This is a genomic window from Paraglaciecola aestuariivivens (assembly GCF_052983255.1).
In genome coordinates, this window is sequence record NZ_JBRKBA010000006.1 from 236791 (window position 1) to 253752 (window position 16962).

8 protein-coding genes are annotated in these 16962 nt (G+C 41.7%); 7 read left to right on the top strand and 1 reads right to left on the bottom strand.

Features of this window, described 5'->3' with window-relative positions:
• The gene (gene fadB / locus ACVCDT_RS11330) at window positions 1-2154 is read right to left on the bottom strand and encodes a fatty acid oxidation complex subunit alpha FadB (protein WP_447132892.1); all 2154 of its coding nucleotides are present in this window, start codon (window positions 2152-2154) and stop codon (window positions 1-3) included.
• A gap of 285 nt (window positions 2155-2439) precedes the next feature.
• Here fadB and ACVCDT_RS11335 point away from each other — a divergent pair, with 285 nt between their 5' ends.
• From ACVCDT_RS11335 to ACVCDT_RS11365, 7 genes are all read left to right on the top strand, one after another.
• Complete coding sequence (locus ACVCDT_RS11335; protein WP_447132893.1) at window positions 2440-4383, top strand: lytic transglycosylase domain-containing protein; 1944 nt, start codon at window positions 2440-2442, stop codon at window positions 4381-4383.
• A 93-nt stretch (window positions 4384-4476) separates the two neighbouring features.
• Window positions 4477-5805 carry a Xaa-Pro dipeptidase gene (pepQ, locus tag ACVCDT_RS11340; protein WP_447132894.1) on the top strand — a complete coding sequence of 443 codons (1329 nt, stop codon included), beginning with the start codon at window positions 4477-4479 and terminating at the stop codon, window positions 5803-5805.
• A gap of 353 nt (window positions 5806-6158) precedes the next feature.
• Window positions 6159-8471 (top strand): carbohydrate binding family 9 domain-containing protein, encoded by a 2313-nt coding sequence (locus tag ACVCDT_RS11345; protein ID WP_447132895.1) that lies wholly within the window; start codon window positions 6159-6161, stop codon window positions 8469-8471.
• A gap of 35 nt (window positions 8472-8506) precedes the next feature.
• Window positions 8507-9442, top strand: coding sequence for an SPFH domain-containing protein (locus ACVCDT_RS11350; RefSeq protein ID WP_447132896.1), 936 nt, complete (start codon window positions 8507-8509; stop codon window positions 9440-9442).
• A gap of 3 nt (window positions 9443-9445) precedes the next feature.
• Window positions 9446-9898 (top strand): NfeD family protein, encoded by a 453-nt coding sequence (locus ACVCDT_RS11355; RefSeq protein ID WP_447132897.1) that lies wholly within the window; start codon window positions 9446-9448, stop codon window positions 9896-9898.
• A gap of 432 nt (window positions 9899-10330) precedes the next feature.
• Window positions 10331-10960, top strand: a complete 630-nt coding sequence (locus ACVCDT_RS11360) for a PEP-CTERM sorting domain-containing protein (protein WP_447132898.1) — start codon at window positions 10331-10333, stop codon at window positions 10958-10960.
• Window positions 10961-11209: 249 nt separating this feature from the next.
• Window positions 11210-16882, top strand: a complete 5673-nt coding sequence (locus ACVCDT_RS11365; RefSeq protein ID WP_447132899.1) for a retention module-containing protein — start codon at window positions 11210-11212, stop codon at window positions 16880-16882.
• Window positions 16883-16962: the final 80 nt, after the last annotated feature.

Genomic DNA, 16962 nt, shown 5'->3' on the forward strand with positions numbered 1-16962 from the left:
CTAGTTGGCAAAATAGGATTTATTTTCTGCGGCCATCGCTCTGACGCCATCAGATATTTGGTAAATGGGCCCTAGATCAGCGTATTTATCTGCTAACGCAACAAATTTGTCTAAGCCCATGGTTTCGATGTAACGGAAAATCCCGCCTCTAAATGGTGGGAAGCCTAATCCGTACAATAACGCCATATCAGCTTCGGCAGCGCTGCCTACTATGCCTTCTTCCAAACACCTTATGGCTTCGTTGGCCATAGGGATCATCACACGTGCGATGATTTCTTGCTGATCAAATTCTCGGGTTTGAGCACAATGTGGAGCAAATAAACTATAGGCTTCGCTGGCTGCTTGCTTGGTAGGGCGACCGCGCTTATCTACACCAAAGTCATAAAAGCCTTTGCCATTCTTTTGTCCTAAACGCTGCGCTTGATACAACAGAGTGACAGGATCATTAGCAATTTTTTGCATACGCTCAGGTATACCTTCGGCCATCACACCAGAGGCATGATCAGCTGTATCCATACCTACAACGTCTAGTAAATAAGCTGGGCCCATAGGCCAGCCAAATACTTTTTCCATGACTTTATCTACTGCTACAAAATCAGCCCCGTCCATTACTAGGCGACTAAATCCGGCAAAATAAGGAAACAACACTCGGTTAACTAAAAAGCCAGGGCAGTCATTCACTACTATTGGGGTTTTACCCATTTTTAAGGTTGCAGCAACAACAGCAGAAATGGTCTCGTCAGAGGTGTGTTCACCACGAATGATTTCTACTAAGGGCATTTTGTGCACTGGGTTAAAAAAGTGCATACCGCAGAAGCGTGCAGGATTTTTTAAACTCTTGGCTAATTGATTAATTGAAATGGTAGAAGTGTTGGAACAAATGATGGCATCTTCTGCTACATGTTGTTCTGTTTCTGCTAAAACCACACTTTTAACTTTAGGATTTTCAACAACTGCCTCTATCACTAAGTCAGCATCTTTAATGGCAGAATAGTCTAAAGTAGGGGTAATGTTGTTAAGGGTGGCGGCCATTTGTTTGGCATCTACTTTGCCACGCTGCATGCCTTTGGCTAAAATGCCAGCGGCTTCTTTTAATCCCAAATCTAATGCAGATTGCTGAATATCTTTCATGATCACGGGGGTGCCTTTTACCGCCGATTGATAGGCAATGCCACCCCCCATGATCCCTGCACCTAGCACAGCAGTTTGATTGACCGCTTTTTTGGCTAATTTAGCCTGTTTTTTACCTTTACTTTTTACCAGTTGGTCGGCTAAGAAAATCCCCACTTGGGCTTTCGCGGCATCTGACTTGGCCAATTCTACAAAACCTTGGTTTTCTAATTTCATCGCGCCATCGCGATCTAGCCCAGCGCCTTTTGCGACAGTATCTACCATCATATGGGGAGAGGGATAATGCTTGCCAGCTTTGGCAGCAACCATAGCTTTAGCAGTTGAAAAACTCATCATAGCTTCATTTTGGTTTAGCTTTAATGGCGCCATTTTTTCTGCGCGGCGAGATTGCCAATCTAACTCTCCAGATATGGCATCTTTAAGCATGCTAATTGCCGCTTCTTTAAGTTTTTCAGGGCTAACTACCGCATCTACCGCGCCTTCAGCTAAGGCTTTATGGGCATTACGATCGCGACCAGTGGTCATCCATTCTAGGGCGTTATCTGCGCCTATTAAGCGAGGTAATCTGGCCGTACCACCAAAGCCAGGCATTAAGCCTAATTTGACTTCAGGTAAGCCGATTTTTGCTGTGGTATCTGCGACTCTTAGGTCACAAGCCAAGGTCATTTCAAACCCGCCACCCAAAGCAAAACCATTTACAGCGGCTATGGTGGGTACAGGTAAATCTTCAAATTGGTCAAAGGCTGCAGAGGTCTTTTTCACCCATGCTAATACTTCTTCGTCTGGCATAGCAAAGAGTTCGGTAAACTCAGTGATGTCTGCACCTACAATAAAAGTGGATTTGGCAGAACTAACCACCACTCCTTTTACCTTAGGATCAGCTGCAATGGCTTTAGCTGCGCCGTCTAAGTCAGATACTGTTTGTCGGTCGAATTTATTAACTGAGCCTGGGGCATCAAATACCATATCTGCAATTCCGTCTTGCAGTAAGCTTACTGTGAGGCTCTTGCCTTCGTATATCATTATCATCTCCTGTGGCTTATGCCATAGCATGGGTTGGGAGGCAGGGTAATGCACTGCAAATACCTGAGGCATAGATTCTTGTTAATAAAGTGCTAAAGCGCAACCTAAGTATTAACAAAATATATTCAAAATATGCCAAGTCATGTTACATGTGGGTAAAAAACCAAAATTCAACTGGTCATTCCAGTTAAGCTAAACTTTACCTTTATTTCGCCACTTAATCACTCTCAATTTTGCTAGGATCAAGCTAAGCTTATTTTCTGTTGCATTTTAGGGAAGACATTTTTGAACACGCGTTATTTATTTTTTTTAGCAGCGGTTTTCTCAATCTTTGTGGCTAACAGTGTTGCCCAACCCGCTGCTTCTGTTGTTGATGAACATCTTGAGTTGCAACGCAAAAACTTTATGGCAGCAGAAGCCTTAGCTCATAATCCCAATAGTCGTACCTTTAAACGCTTAATGAGATCCTTAGAAGGTTATCCGCTCACCCCTTATATTGAGTTAAAGACCCTAACAAAATTTCCGTACATGGCGAACCAAAAACGCATCGCTAAGTTTTTAAAAAACTACGAATCTACGCCATTAGATAAACCGCTAAGAAAAAAGTGGCTGCAATATTTGGCTAAAAAAAATCAGCCAGATTTATTTATTGAGTTTTACCGCGACTTAGGAGACAGCGCCTTAACTTGCCAATATGGCAGCTACTTAATCAATAAAGATCCACAGCATCAAGAGGCCCTAGCCTTGGCTGAATCACTGTGGGTGGTAGGCAAGTCGCAACCTAAACAATGTGACCCCTTGTTTTCCCATTGGCAACAGCTTGGTTTAAGAACCCCAGAATTAGTATTAAAAAGACTGGCACTGGCGGCTAATGGCGGTAATCACACACTTATTCCTTATTTGAAAACCTTGTTGCCTAAACCACAGCAATATTTAGCCGATTTGTGGTTAAAAGTAAGGCGCTCTCCTAGTCAGGTGAGTCGTATTTCGAATTTTCCCAAACAATTTCCTGAAGTAGAAACAGACATTATGGTTTATGGGCTGAATCGCCTTATTAGCCGAGATAGAGAATTAGCCTTAAAAAGTTGGGAAAAACTTTCTAACCAATTTACGTTTTCAACTCAACAATTAACCACTTTAACTCATAGGTTTGCCGTGTTTTTAGCCTTGGCTGATCACCCTCAAGCAGAAACTTGGTTGGAAAAAGCCAGTAATTATCAGCCCGATGCTGAATTATTAAGGTGGCATTTAGCCCATGTTCTTCGTCAACAAGATTGGCAGCATGCCATAGATGTCATAGATTTTGTGCCAGAAGAGGTGGCCCAAGATTTTGTTTTTCAATACTGGAAATCACGGGCCTACGGACAACTGGCCGCAACAGATTTGGCCACCTTGGGCCTTCAAAAGCTCGCTAAGCACAGACATTATTATGGCTTTTTAGCCAGTGCTAAATTAGCTATTCCGGCAAATTTAAACAATATTCCATTATATATTGCGCAAGCCGATTTACACACAATAGCAAGCATGCCAAGTGCCCAGCGAGCTTTCGAATTTAGACATCTCGGACGTAATCTTAGTGCAAGACGTGAGTGGATTTACTTACAGAGTCAACTAACTACTGAACAGCAACTTACGGCTGCGGTTTTGGCTAGTCAACAAAACTGGCATGACCAAGCCATTTTTGGCTTTACGAGGGCTGGCTATTTAGACGATCTAGCCCGTCGTTTTCCTATGCCTTTCGATACTCATTTGCAAACTCATGCCAAGAAGAATGATATCGATCCTGCATGGGCATTTGCCATAGCCAGACGCGAAAGTTCTTTTATGCCCGACGCCGCATCTGGGGCGGGTGCGCTAGGTCTAATGCAAGTAATGCCTGGTACCGCGCGTTATTTAACTAAACAAAAAGTCGGTCAAAGGCATTTATTCAATCCCGCCAAAAATGTAGCTCTAGGCACTAAGTATATGCGCTATTTATTGAATAAAATGGATAACAATACTGTGTTAGCTACGGCCTCTTATAATGCAGGGTGGCGCCGGGTAAAACAGTGGTTGCCAGAAAACCAACCTATGGCATTAGACTTATGGATAGAGACCATTCCTTACAAAGAAACCCGCAACTATGTAAAAGCGGTGATGGCCTATCAACAAATTTACCAACAACAATTAGGCGAAAAAGGCTATTTATTTAACGAATTGGCACACATGCAGATTGAGCCCTCAGGTTAACTGATCCAAATTGAACTGTTACATGCTCTGTAAAAACTCTTGTGTTAATCTAGTGCCATATGATCACCCAATTACCTTGATGAGAGTATTTGCATGTCTTTAGAAGCAAATTTAGCCCAGACCTATCCCCAGCATATAAGTGAATTACAAAGTCGTACCCGTGAAGCCATTCAGCGCGAAAGTATTGATGGATTAATCATTCACTCTGGCCAAGGCAAACGGATATTTTTAGACGACAATAATTATCCGTTTAAAGTCAATCCACATTTTAAAGCTTGGTTGCCTGTTATCGATAATCCAAATTGTTGGTTGATTGTTAATGGTGAAGACAAACCCAAATTAGTGTTTTATCGACCTAAAGATTTTTGGCATAAAGTGCCAGACGAGCCAAGCGCCTTTTGGGCAGAACACTTTGATATTGTACTGCTTACTCAAGCCGATGCGGTGGAAAAACATTTGCCTTTTGATAAGTCTAAATATGCTTACATAGGTGAGTATATTGAAGTAGCAAAAGCCCTTGGTTTTAGTTTGGTAAACCCCGACAGGGTACTGCATTATTTGCATTACCAACGTGCTTATAAAACAGATTATGAATTACATTGTATGCGTGAAGCTAACCGCTTAGCAGTGACTGGCCACCGTGCCGCACGCTTAGCTTTTGAGCAAGGTTTAAGTGAGTTTGATATTAATCTGGCTTATTTGTGTGCGGTTAGGCAAGGCGACAATCAAGTGCCTTACAACAATATTATTGCCTTAAATAACAATGCCTCAATTTTGCATTACACAGAATTAGAAATGGAAGCACCGGCAGAATCACGTTCATTTTTAATTGATGCAGGAGCCAATTTTAATGGCTATGCGGCCGATATCACCCGAACTTATACTAACCAGCCCGGGCTGTTTGCTGATTTAATTGAGGCGCTGCATAAGATTACTAAGAACTGTATAGATGCATTAAAACCTGGTGTTTCTTATGTGCAAATTCATGCCTTAGCCTTTAAACAAATCGCGGCCGTACTAAGTGAATTTAAGATAGTCAATTTAAGCCCAGAAGACGTGCTAAGTTCAGGAATGGTTGGAACTTTTTTCCCCCATGGAATTGGCCACTTTTTAGGGTTACAAGTGCATGATGTGGCTGGCCATGTGTCTGACGATCGTGGTACCCCTTGCCCAGCGCCCGCCGAGCATCCGTTTTTACGAACAACCCGTATGATAGAAGCTAGACAAGTTTTTACTATTGAGCCTGGTTTGTATTTTATAGATAGTTTATTGGCAGATTTAAAAGCCACTGAACAGTCAAAATTCATTAATTGGGATGTGATTGATGAGTTGCGCCCATTTGGGGGCATTCGCATTGAAGACAATGTCATAGTGCATAGAGACAAAAATGAAAATATGACAAGAGATCTACAATTAGACTAACAATGAAAGTGGCCGAGAATATTCTCTCGGCCACATGTTCTTATAAGGAAAAAGCACAGACTTAATTTGTAGTAGTGTGGTTACGACAAAGTTGCTCGGTAAGTAAACCGACATAATCCCTTGGTAATCACACTTATTCACTTAATTGAGCTGTTGGTCTGAGAAAAGAGCTAGATTTGTGAGGTTTTTAAGCCTTTTTTTGCTCATTCCTAAAAAGTATATGTTATTTATCGAATCCTCCCGGTCATTGGCCGCTAAATTATTTGCTTGCTAGGTAAATTGTTTTAGCCTTGCGCCAATTTTTCAAAGCTGTGCCTTTGAAACTCTCAATTTTTTACACGGAACCTATTTTTATGCCAAGACTTTTGTTGTGTCTTCTGCTCTTTTTTGTTCATTTAAATGCCATACATGCTCAAGATAAATTAACTAACAAGTTTGCCAATGTTGATATTCCTAATATCACTGGCGACATAGTTTTAGATGGAGAGTTAGACGAGCAGCAATGGCGTCAGGCCACAGAGCTATCATTAAATTTTGTTACTCACCCTTTTGAAAATACCCGCCCGCCTGTTGCTACTAAGGTTAGAGTTTTTGAAAATGGAGACACTCTGTACGTGGCATTTGTTGCACAAGACACCTCAGTGCAAGACATTAGTGCGTTTTATCGCGACCGAGATGGCATATGGAGCAATGATTTAGTTGGCATAAAACTAGATACCTTTAACGATAGTCGCTTAGCCTATCAATTTTTTACCAATCCTCTAGGTATTCAAGCCGACGCTATACAAAATGAAATGACTGGCCGCGAAAGTGATAGCTGGGATGGGATTTGGCAATCTGCTGGTAAGTTAGTTGCAGATGGCTATCAGGTAGAAATGGCCATACCTTTGCGAATTTTAAATTTTGCTGAAGGCCAAGAAAATAAAACATGGGGGGCTGAGTTTGTTCGCTTTTACCCACGTGAAGACCGCTTACGTATTTCTAATGTGCCTTATGACAGAAATAATTCCTGTAATTTATGCCAACTGGGCGCTATTAATGGGTTTAAGCAAGCCAAGCAAGGTAAAAACTTAGCCGTCATTCCAACTTTAGTTTTGGGTAAAGGGCAAAGTCGTTCACCTGAATCTAGCTTAGATTGGAGCGACTCTGACAATAAAGAAGTGGGGCTAGATCTTAAATGGGGAGTAACGCCAGAAATTTCTATCCAAGCCACCTTAAATCCTGATTTTTCACAAGTTGAAGCAGATGTTGCGCAACTAAGTATTAACGATACCTTTGCACTATTTTTTGCTGAAAAACGCACCTTCTTTTTAGAAAATGCTGATTATTTTTCAAGTAACTACAACTTAGTTTATACCCGTAACGTTGGAAACCCTGACTATGGCGCCAAAGTAACTGGGCGCATGGGGCAACACACTTTTGGGTTATTTGTGGCTAACGATGAGAGCACCACCTTTTTAGTACCAGGCAACTTAGGCTCTACAATTGCAAGCCTAGACGACGAGTCTTTAAATTTAGCGTTGCGTTATCGTTATGACTTATCTTCACAACTGTCTATTGGCTGGACTAGCACCCTAAGAGATTCAGAAGGCTATTATAACTATGTAAATGGCTTGGATGGTAAATACCAGATTACCGAAAAAGACACCATTAGGGCGCAAATTTTGCGCTCAGATACTCTATATCCAATAGATTTATATAAAGATTATTGCGCTAACGACTGTGAGCAAGAGCAAGATTTTTCAGAAGCAGCCTTAAGGCTAAAAAAAGACCAAGCTTTTAGTGGTAACGCTTACATCATTAGTTATGCCCATGAAGAACGTAATTGGAACCTTAGGGCTCAGCAAAATAGTCGTGGTGAAAATATAAGAACAGATCTCGGATTTGGTGCCTTAGCCGATCGTACCCAAGCGGTTATTGGTGGAGGGTATAATTGGTTTAGTGAAAATACTTGGTGGAATAGAGTTCGACTGTCGGGAGATTGGGATATCTCGCACAATGATAATGGCGAATTAATTGAAAAAGAAATAGAAATGGATCTTGGGGTAAGCGCTCAGCTGCAATCCTATTTTCAGATTGGAGTGTTAAAAAGACAACGAGTGGGTTTACGTGCCGATCCTTCAAACTTATCAATTAAAGGCAACAGTTCTTTATTTACTGAAAAAATGGGCAAGCTGTACTTTGAAATGCGCCCAAGCCCAGCTTGGTACATTAGTGGTTTTAGTCGATTTGGTGATCACATAGATTTTGATAATAACCGATTAGGTAAACAATTTTTGCTGCGCCCTACTGTTAATTGGAATTTAGGCAGCAGTTTACAATTTAAAGTTCGTCATACTTATCAAAAGTTTGAAGTAGAAGAGCAACCATTATTCACTGCTAATCTAACCGACTTTAGAGCAACCTATCAATTTGACCAGCGCCAATTTTTACGGTTAATTTTGGTGTATGCAAACATAGAGCGTAATCAGCAAAACTATAACTTTGAGGTAGACGAAAACCGTAAAAGTTTAGGCACTCAGTTACTCTATTCTTACAAGCTTAATCCCTTAACCAAGTTTTTTGTAGGTTATTCTGACTCAGCTTATCAAGATGACGATTTAAGTACTTTAACTAAAAATCAGCGTTCAGTATTTATGAAATTCAGTTATGCTTGGTTAAATTAGTCTAGTAAATAAAGCAAAAGCTTAAGGAATTAAAAATGGAATTATTGTTCGAGTATATTTTTACTGCGCAGTTTGTATTACTGGTTTTTGTAGTGGCCTTGTTAAAAACCTCTATTAAATTTGTGCCGCAAAACCGTGCATACGTAATAGAACGTTTTGGAAAATATCAATCAAGCAAAGAAGCTGGGCTGAATTTTATTATGCCTTTTATCGACCGTGTAGCGGCTGACCGTTCGTTAAAAGAGCAAGCAGTTGATGTACCCGAACAAAGTGCCATTACTAAAGATAATATTTCCTTGCATGTAGATGGGGTGTTGTACTTTAGAGTGTTAGACCCCTATAAAGCTACCTATGGTGTAGACGACTATGTGTTTGCGGTTACTCAGCTGGCTCAAACCACTATGCGTTCTGAATTAGGTAAAATGGAATTAGATAAAACCTTTGAAGAAAGGGATATGCTTAACACCAATATTGTTGCGGCAATTAATGAAGCGGCAGGTCCATGGGGAATTCAGGTATTAAGGTACGAGATTAAAGATATAGTGCCGCCTCAATCAGTTATGGAAGCCATGGAAGCTCAAATGAAGGCTGAGCGTGTTAAACGCGCACAAATTCTAGAGTCTGAAGGTGATAGACAAGCAGCCATTAACCGTGCAGAGGGTGAAAAAGCCTCGGTGGTGTTAGCCGCTGAAGCAGATAAATCTGAGCAAGTACTACGTGCCGAAGGTGAAGCTAAAGCTATAGTGGCAGTTGCGACAGCACAAGCCGAAGCACTAAGGCAAGTAGGTGAAGCAGCGGCCACAGATGAAGGGCAAAAAGCCATTCAATTGGATCTGGCAACCAAAGCAATAGAAGCCAAACAAGCCATAGCAAAAGAGTCTTCTGTGGTGTTATTGCCAGATAGTGGTACAGAAGCGGCAAATGTAGTGGCGCAAGCTATGACAGTGATTAATCAGCTAAATAAGGGGTAAGTTATGGATTGGATAGTCAATAATTTAGCTGAAACCTTGTTGGTTGTAGGACTCTTGTTACTAGTAGTAGAGATAGTAGTTTTAGGTTTTTCTACTTTTGTGTTGTTTTTTGTAGGCTGTGCCGCAGTATTAACATCGGCATTATTATATTTAACTTGGTTGCCCAACACCCTTGTTGCTGCATGTCTATCTACGGCTATTATAACCGCTATATTAGCCATCTTTTTTTGGAAACCTTTAAAAAATATGCAGTCAAAAGTAGATGATAAGTCAGCTAAAGGAGATCTTGTTGGCCATCAATTTATTTTAACTGAAGAGGTTTCACCTTCAAGCCAGCCTATTTATCGCTATTCTGGCATTGATTGGAAGCTACAATCGGACCAAACCATAGCCGCTGGCTCTAAAGTAGAAGTGATACAAGCAGAAGTAGGAGTGTTTCACTTAAAAGCGCTTTGAGTTTAATAAAGTGACCCAAGTCCGCCAATTAAATAGGCGCACTTGGGTTTGAATCTAAATGTGCTAGTTCATATAGCATAGTGCGCCATAACTTTTCTTTTCTAAAGATCATATTTTTAACTTTTTGAAATTAATTGCTAGGACTACTCTCAACTCAAATGAGTAGCACTTATACATGTAACCTTTAACCAATATAATTAGAGTTTACTGAAGATGAGCAAGCGAATTACAAAAACATACTAGATCAACCGATTACAAATATTAGTTTGGGAAATAAACATTGAGTCACAGATTTCAAGACTATGCACTATTTTATACTATGTTATGGACTTGCATACTTTATATTTAAAGATTTTACTAAAAGTTTTGGTACCATTCTGCCACGCGACAATAAGTAATGTTGAACTTAATCTATGTCGCTTTGGAGATGTTATGAGTAATAAAATTACGAAATTTATTACTGTGATTACGATTGCAGTAGGGATGGCCGGGCAAGCAAGTGCTACGCCTATTCTGTATTTTCAAAATGGACAGAATTATTCTGATGGTCAAGGTAACCTATGGGAGTTTTTAGGTTCATTTGATTTAGGTGCCGGTGAAGAGTTCATCGATCTAAATAACAATGGAATTGAAGACGCGGGAGATAATTTTCCTACGCCTTTAAATGGCCTTCAAGCTGCTGCGTTTTTAGGTTTTGGTAATATTCAAGATTTAGCGATTTCCGCTTTTCATTTTGATGTTGGCAACGGGGCGATTAGTGCACAAGAATTTGAGTTTTTTGAAAGTATGAGTGCAAGTGGCATAGTCGAAGTAAACTTTATGGCTTGGTATGATGGTTTTGAGCAGGCAATAAAAATTGATGCACAAGGTCTTGATGCTGATAAAAATAATGATGGAAAATATCAACCAGGAGATGATCGCTCAGCTTATGTTAAGGACCGTTCTGATATTGGTGATTATACCAATTATGTTTTCAAAAGAGTTGACGTGCCAGAGCCTTCTACATTAGCTATTTTTGCAATAGCTATTGGAGGGTTAGCTTTCCGTAGTTTTAGAAAATAAAAGCAAAGACTTAATAGTTAAAGCTTAATATTATTTAAAAGCACCTTGCTTACTTTTTATACTTAGGTACAAGACGGCATACCTTATGTCGTCTTTTTTTGTAAAACCCCACCGCTTTTTTTGCTAATGTAAGACTAATAAGGAATTGGATCTTTTAGTTAGATCCCAAGGTATCCCAATGCCTACTGACGTATAAATAAAGGCGTTAGTTTTCATTGAGATAGATAAATTTTATTAGGAAACACTCTAATGCAAAACTTAACCACTTCTAAACTAGCCAAAGTCGTTGAAGTTAACGGCCAAGTGCAACTTGATTCGGAGCAAAACTTGGTCATACAAGCCGGGCAAAGCCTGGATTTTGGGGCTACTTTGCGCTTTGAAAAAGGCAGCCAAGTCACGTTAGCATTTGAAGATGGAACTGTGCAAAAAATTAGTGCCCCTGCTTCAGAGCATGACAGTGAGTTAAGTGTTGAGACTTTGGCTAACAATGTAAATTTTGATGCATTAGATGAAATTCAAGATGATATAGCTGCCATACAAGCATTAATAGAGTCAGGCGAAGAAGTGGAATTGCCTGATACCGCGGCAGGTGGATTACAAGGCAATGAAGGAACCAGTTTTGTTACCTTAAGTCGTGATGGAGATGAGCTTTTAGCACAAGCAGGTTACGACACAACAGGAATAGATAACCCCAACACTACCAATGAACAGCCAGAACTGGCAGCTAGAACGGCGCAGCCTACTATTACTCAAAGTGACTTTAACACTATACCGGAAGATACTATTGCCACAGGTAATGTATTAGATAACGATAGTGACTTGGATGATGAGTTAACTGTTCAATCTTTTACTGTTGAAGGGGATTCAACCGTCTATTTAGCCGGCCAAACCGCTTTGGTTGAGGGTGGAAACATTGTTCTAAACCAGGATGGTAGTTACACCTTTACTCCAGATGAAAATTTTAATGGTTTAGTACCTGTAGTCACTTACACCACCAATACTAACGCTTCTGATACTTTGACTATCGAAGTCACTCCGGTATCTGATCTTGTTGATGACAATGAGTCAGTTACAACCGCGGAAGATACCAGCGTGAGCGGGAACGTATTAACTAATGCCTCAAGTTCCGATGGTACGCCTGTCATTACTAGTTTTGTGGTAGGCGGCGTGACTTATTCTGCGGGTGCCACCGCAAATTTAACCGAAGGTGATTTAACTCTTAACGCTAACGGTAGTTTCACCTTTGTGCCTGCGGCTAATTACAATGGCGCAGTGCCTGTTACTACCTACACAGTATCTGATGGAGTGAACACAGATATCTCAACCTTAAGCATTAATGTGACACCAGAATCAGATTTGGTGGACGGCGATGAGTCAGTTACTACAGCTGAAGATACCAGTGTAAGTGGGAACGTATTAACTAATGCCTCTAGTGCCGATGGTACGCCAGTGATCACAAGCTTTGTGGTAGGTGGCCTAACATATTCTGCGGGTGCCACGGCTAATTTAACTGAAGGTGACTTAACCCTAAACGCCAACGGTAGTTTTACCTTTGTGCCTGCGGCAAATTACAATGGTGCGGTACCTGTTACCACTTATACCGTATCTGATGGAGTGAACACAGATAGCTCTACTTTAAGCATTAGTGTGACACCAGAGTCTGATTTGGTGGACGGCGATGAGTCAGTTACTACAGCTGAAGATACCAGTGTGAGCGGGAATGTGCTGGCGAATGCTAGCAGTGCCGATGGTACGCCAGTGATCACAAGCTTTGTGGTAGGCGGCGTGACTTACTCTGCGGGTACCACAGCTAAATTAACTGAAGGTGATTTGACCCTAAATGCCAACGGTAGTTTCACCTTTGTGCCTGCGGCAAATTACAATGGCGCGGTACCTGTTACCACTTACACAGTTTCTGATGGAGTGAATACTGATAGTTCAACTTTAAGCATTAGTGTGACACCAGAGTCTGATTTAACGGATGGCGATGAGTCAGTTACCACAGCTGAAGATACCAGTGTGAGCGGGAATGTGCTGGCGAATGCTAGCAGTGCCGATGGTACGCCAGTGATCACAAGCTTTGTGGTAGGCGGCGTGACTTACTCTGCGGGTGACACGGCTAATTTAACTGAAGGTGATTTGACCCTAAATGCCAACGGTAGTTTCACCTTTGTGCCTGCGGCTAATTACAATGGTGCAGTACCTGTTACTACTTATACCGTATCTGATGGGGTAAACACTGATAGTTCAACTTTAAGTATTAGTGTAACGCCTGAATCTGATTTAACTGATGGTGATGAGTCAGTTACCACAGCTGAAGATACCAGTGTAAGTGGGAACGTATTAACTAATGCCTCTAGTGCCGATGGTACGCCAGTGATCACAAGCTTTGTGGTAGGCGGCGTGACTTACTCTGCGGGTGCCACAGCTAAATTAACTGAAGGTGATTTGACCCTAAATGCCAACGGTAGTTTCACCTTTGTGCCTGCGACAAATTACAATGGCGCGGTACCTGTTACCACTTACACAGTATCTGATGGAGTGAATACTGATAGTTCAACTTTAAGCATTAGTGTGACACCAGAGTCTGATTTAACGGATGGCGATGAGTCAGTTACCACAGCTGAAGATACCAGTGTGAGCGGGAATGTGCTGGCGAATGCTAGCAGTGCCGATGGTACGCCAGTGATCACAAGCTTTGTGGTAGGCGGCGTGACTTACTCTGCGGGTGCCACGGCTAATTTAACTGAAGGTGATTTGACCCTAAATGCCAACGGTAGTTTCACCTTTGTGCCTGCGGCTAATTACAATGGTGCAGTACCTGTTACTACTTATACCGTATCTGATGGGGTAAACACTGATAGTTCAACTTTAAGTATTAGTGTAACGCCTGAATCTGATTTAACTGATGGCGATGAGTCAGTCACTACAGCTGAAGATACCAGCGTGAGCGGTAATGTTCTAAGCAACGCCTCAAGTGCCGATGGTACGCCAGTGATCACAAGCTTTGTGGTAGGCGGCGTGACTTACTCTGCGGGTGCTACAGCTAATTTAACTGAAGGTGATTTAACCCTAAACGCCAACGGCAGTTTCACCTTTGTGCCGGCGGCTAACTACAATGGCGCAGTGCCGGTCGCTACCTATACAGTGTCAGATAGCGTTAACACTGATACTTCTACTTTAAGCATTAATGTGACACCAGAATCAGATTTAACGGATGGCGATGAGTCAGTTACTACAGCTGAAGATACCAGCGTAAGTGGGAATGCTCTAAGCAACGCATCTAGTGCTGATGGCACGCCAGTGATAACAAGCTTTGTGGTAGGCGGCGTGACTTACTCTGCGGGTGCTACAGCTAATTTAACTGAAGGTGATTTAACTCTTAACGCTAACGGTAGTTTTACCTTTGTGCCAGCTGCTAACTACAATGGCGCAGTGCCGGTCGCTACCTATACAGTGTCAGATAGCATTAACACTGATACTTCTACTTTAAGCATTAATGTAACCCCAGAATCAGATTTAACGGATGGTGATGAGTCTGTCACCACAGCTGAAGATACCAGTGTGAGCGGTAATGTTCTAAGCAACGCATCTAGTGCTGATGGCACGCCAGTGATCACAAGCTTTGTGGTAGGCGGCGTGACTTATTCTGCTGGTGCCACCGCCAATTTAACTGAAGGTGACTTAACCCTAAACGCCAACGGTAGTTTCACCTTTGTGCCGGCGGCTAATTACAATGGCGTAGTGCCGGTCGCTACCTATACAGTGTCAGATAGCGTTAACACTGATACTTCTACTTTAAGCATTAATGTGACACCAGAATCAGATTTAACGGATGGTGATGAGTCTGTCACCACAGCTGAAGATACCAGCGTAAGTGGTAATGTGCTGGCGAATGCTAGCAGTGCTGATGGCACTGCAGTTATCACCGGTTTTGTAGTAGGCGGCCTAACTTATTCTGCTGGTGCCACAGCCAATTTAACTGAAGGTGACTTAACCCTAAACGCCAACGGTAGTTTCACCTTTGTGCCGGCGGCTAATTACAATGGCGTAGTGCCTGTTACCACCTACACAGTATCTGATGGGGTGAACACAGACAGCTCTACTTTAAGCATTAATGTAACCCCAGAATCTGATTTGGTGGATGGCGATGAGTCTGTTACTACAGCTGAAGATACCAGTGTAAGTGGAAACGTTTTAACTAATGCTTCAAGTGCTGATGGTACACCTGTCATTACTAGTTTTGTGGTAGGCGGTGTGACTTATTCTGCAGGTGCCACGGCTAATTTAACCGAAGGTGATTTGACCCTAAATGCCAACGGTAATTTTACCTTTGTGCCTGCGGCTAATTACAATGGCGCAGTGCCTGTTACTACCTATACAGTGTCAGATAGCGTTAACACCGATACTTCTACTTTAAGCATTAATGTGACACCTGAATCAGATTTAACTGATGGCGATGAGTCAGTTACCACGGCTGAAGATACCAGCGTAAGTGGGAACGTTCTAAGCAACGCATCTAGTGCCGATGGCACGCCTGTCATTACTAGTTTTGTAGTAGGCGGCCTAACATACTCTGCGGGTGCCACGGCTAATTTAACTGAAGGTGATTTAACCCTAATTGCCAACGGTAGTTTCACCTTTGTGCCAGCTGCTAATTACAATGGCGCAGTGCCTGTTACTACCTACACAGTATCTGATGGGGTGAACACTGATAGCTCAACTTTAAGTATTGAAGTCACTCCTGGCAACAACCCTCCAGTAGCGGCCGATGATAATTTCACTGTTAATGAAGGAGAAAGCGTTTCTGGTAATCTAATCACTCATGATGACGGTGATGGTGTTTCAGATTCTGACGGTGGAGATGGCGGTACGCTTAAAGTAACTGAAGTAAATGGTGTTCCTTTAGTGTTTGATAGCGTTACTGGCATAGCAACAGTGGCAATAAAAGATGGCACTTTATCTATTAAAGAAGATGGCAGTTATACCTACCAAAATGATGGTTTTGTTTTGGGCAGTGCCGCCCCTACTTTTACTTATACTTTAAGTGATGGGACAGATGTTGATACCGCCACTGTTACTATAAACGTTGTGGATGCGGCTCCTGATGCACGTGACGATTTTAATTATATTTCGTTGAATGAAGCCTATGGTTCAGGTAAAGCCTTTACTAGCATTGCACGTGGAAATGTGATTAAAAATGGTAGTACAGGCGATAGAGCTGACGTTTCTGCTGATGGCTTTGGTACCCCAATTATTACTCAGGTTGTTTATGATGGAAAAGTATATGAATTTACTGACACTGTAACTTCGCATAGCATTGAAACCGAATATGGAACTTTAACCATATCTAGTTCTGGCGCTTATAACTTTACTACACCATTTGGAATGGTCATTCCAAGTGCTGAAGTCAATTTAAAATTTAGTTACACAGTGCAAGATGCAGATAATCAATCGCCAGAAGAAGATTCGGCCATATTGACTATTAATATTAAGCCACCTAGTACTGCTTCTAAGGAAGTACCCATTGATGTTGAAGATCTTAGCAGCACAGCGACTATAGATACCTCTTTTGAAAACAAGAACTTGTCTCATGCCGATGAAGAAGCTTTTGAATATGCGCCAGATACCGATCACGATGGGTTAAACGATATTTTAATCGATTCAAATACAGGTGGGTTGGAAGAGTATTTAGCTATGTTGGGTGAGCTTGATAAGGCTATGCAAAATGACGATAGTCAAAACGAATCTGCACAGCCTATCGATGAACAGGTGCTTATGAGCAAAGAAAATCCAGCGCAAAATGCCCAATCTAAAATCATCAATAATGAATTATTAGAAGACGGGGCTTTGATTGTGAGTGACACCTTAGCCAACGGCAATAACACTCATGCCGAATTAGACTCGCCAGACTTGTTATAGTAAAGTCAGTTTTTCGCATTTTATAGACCTTAGCTCAGCCAAAATCCCTAGGACTGTGTTAAGGTTTATGCGTTTTTCTG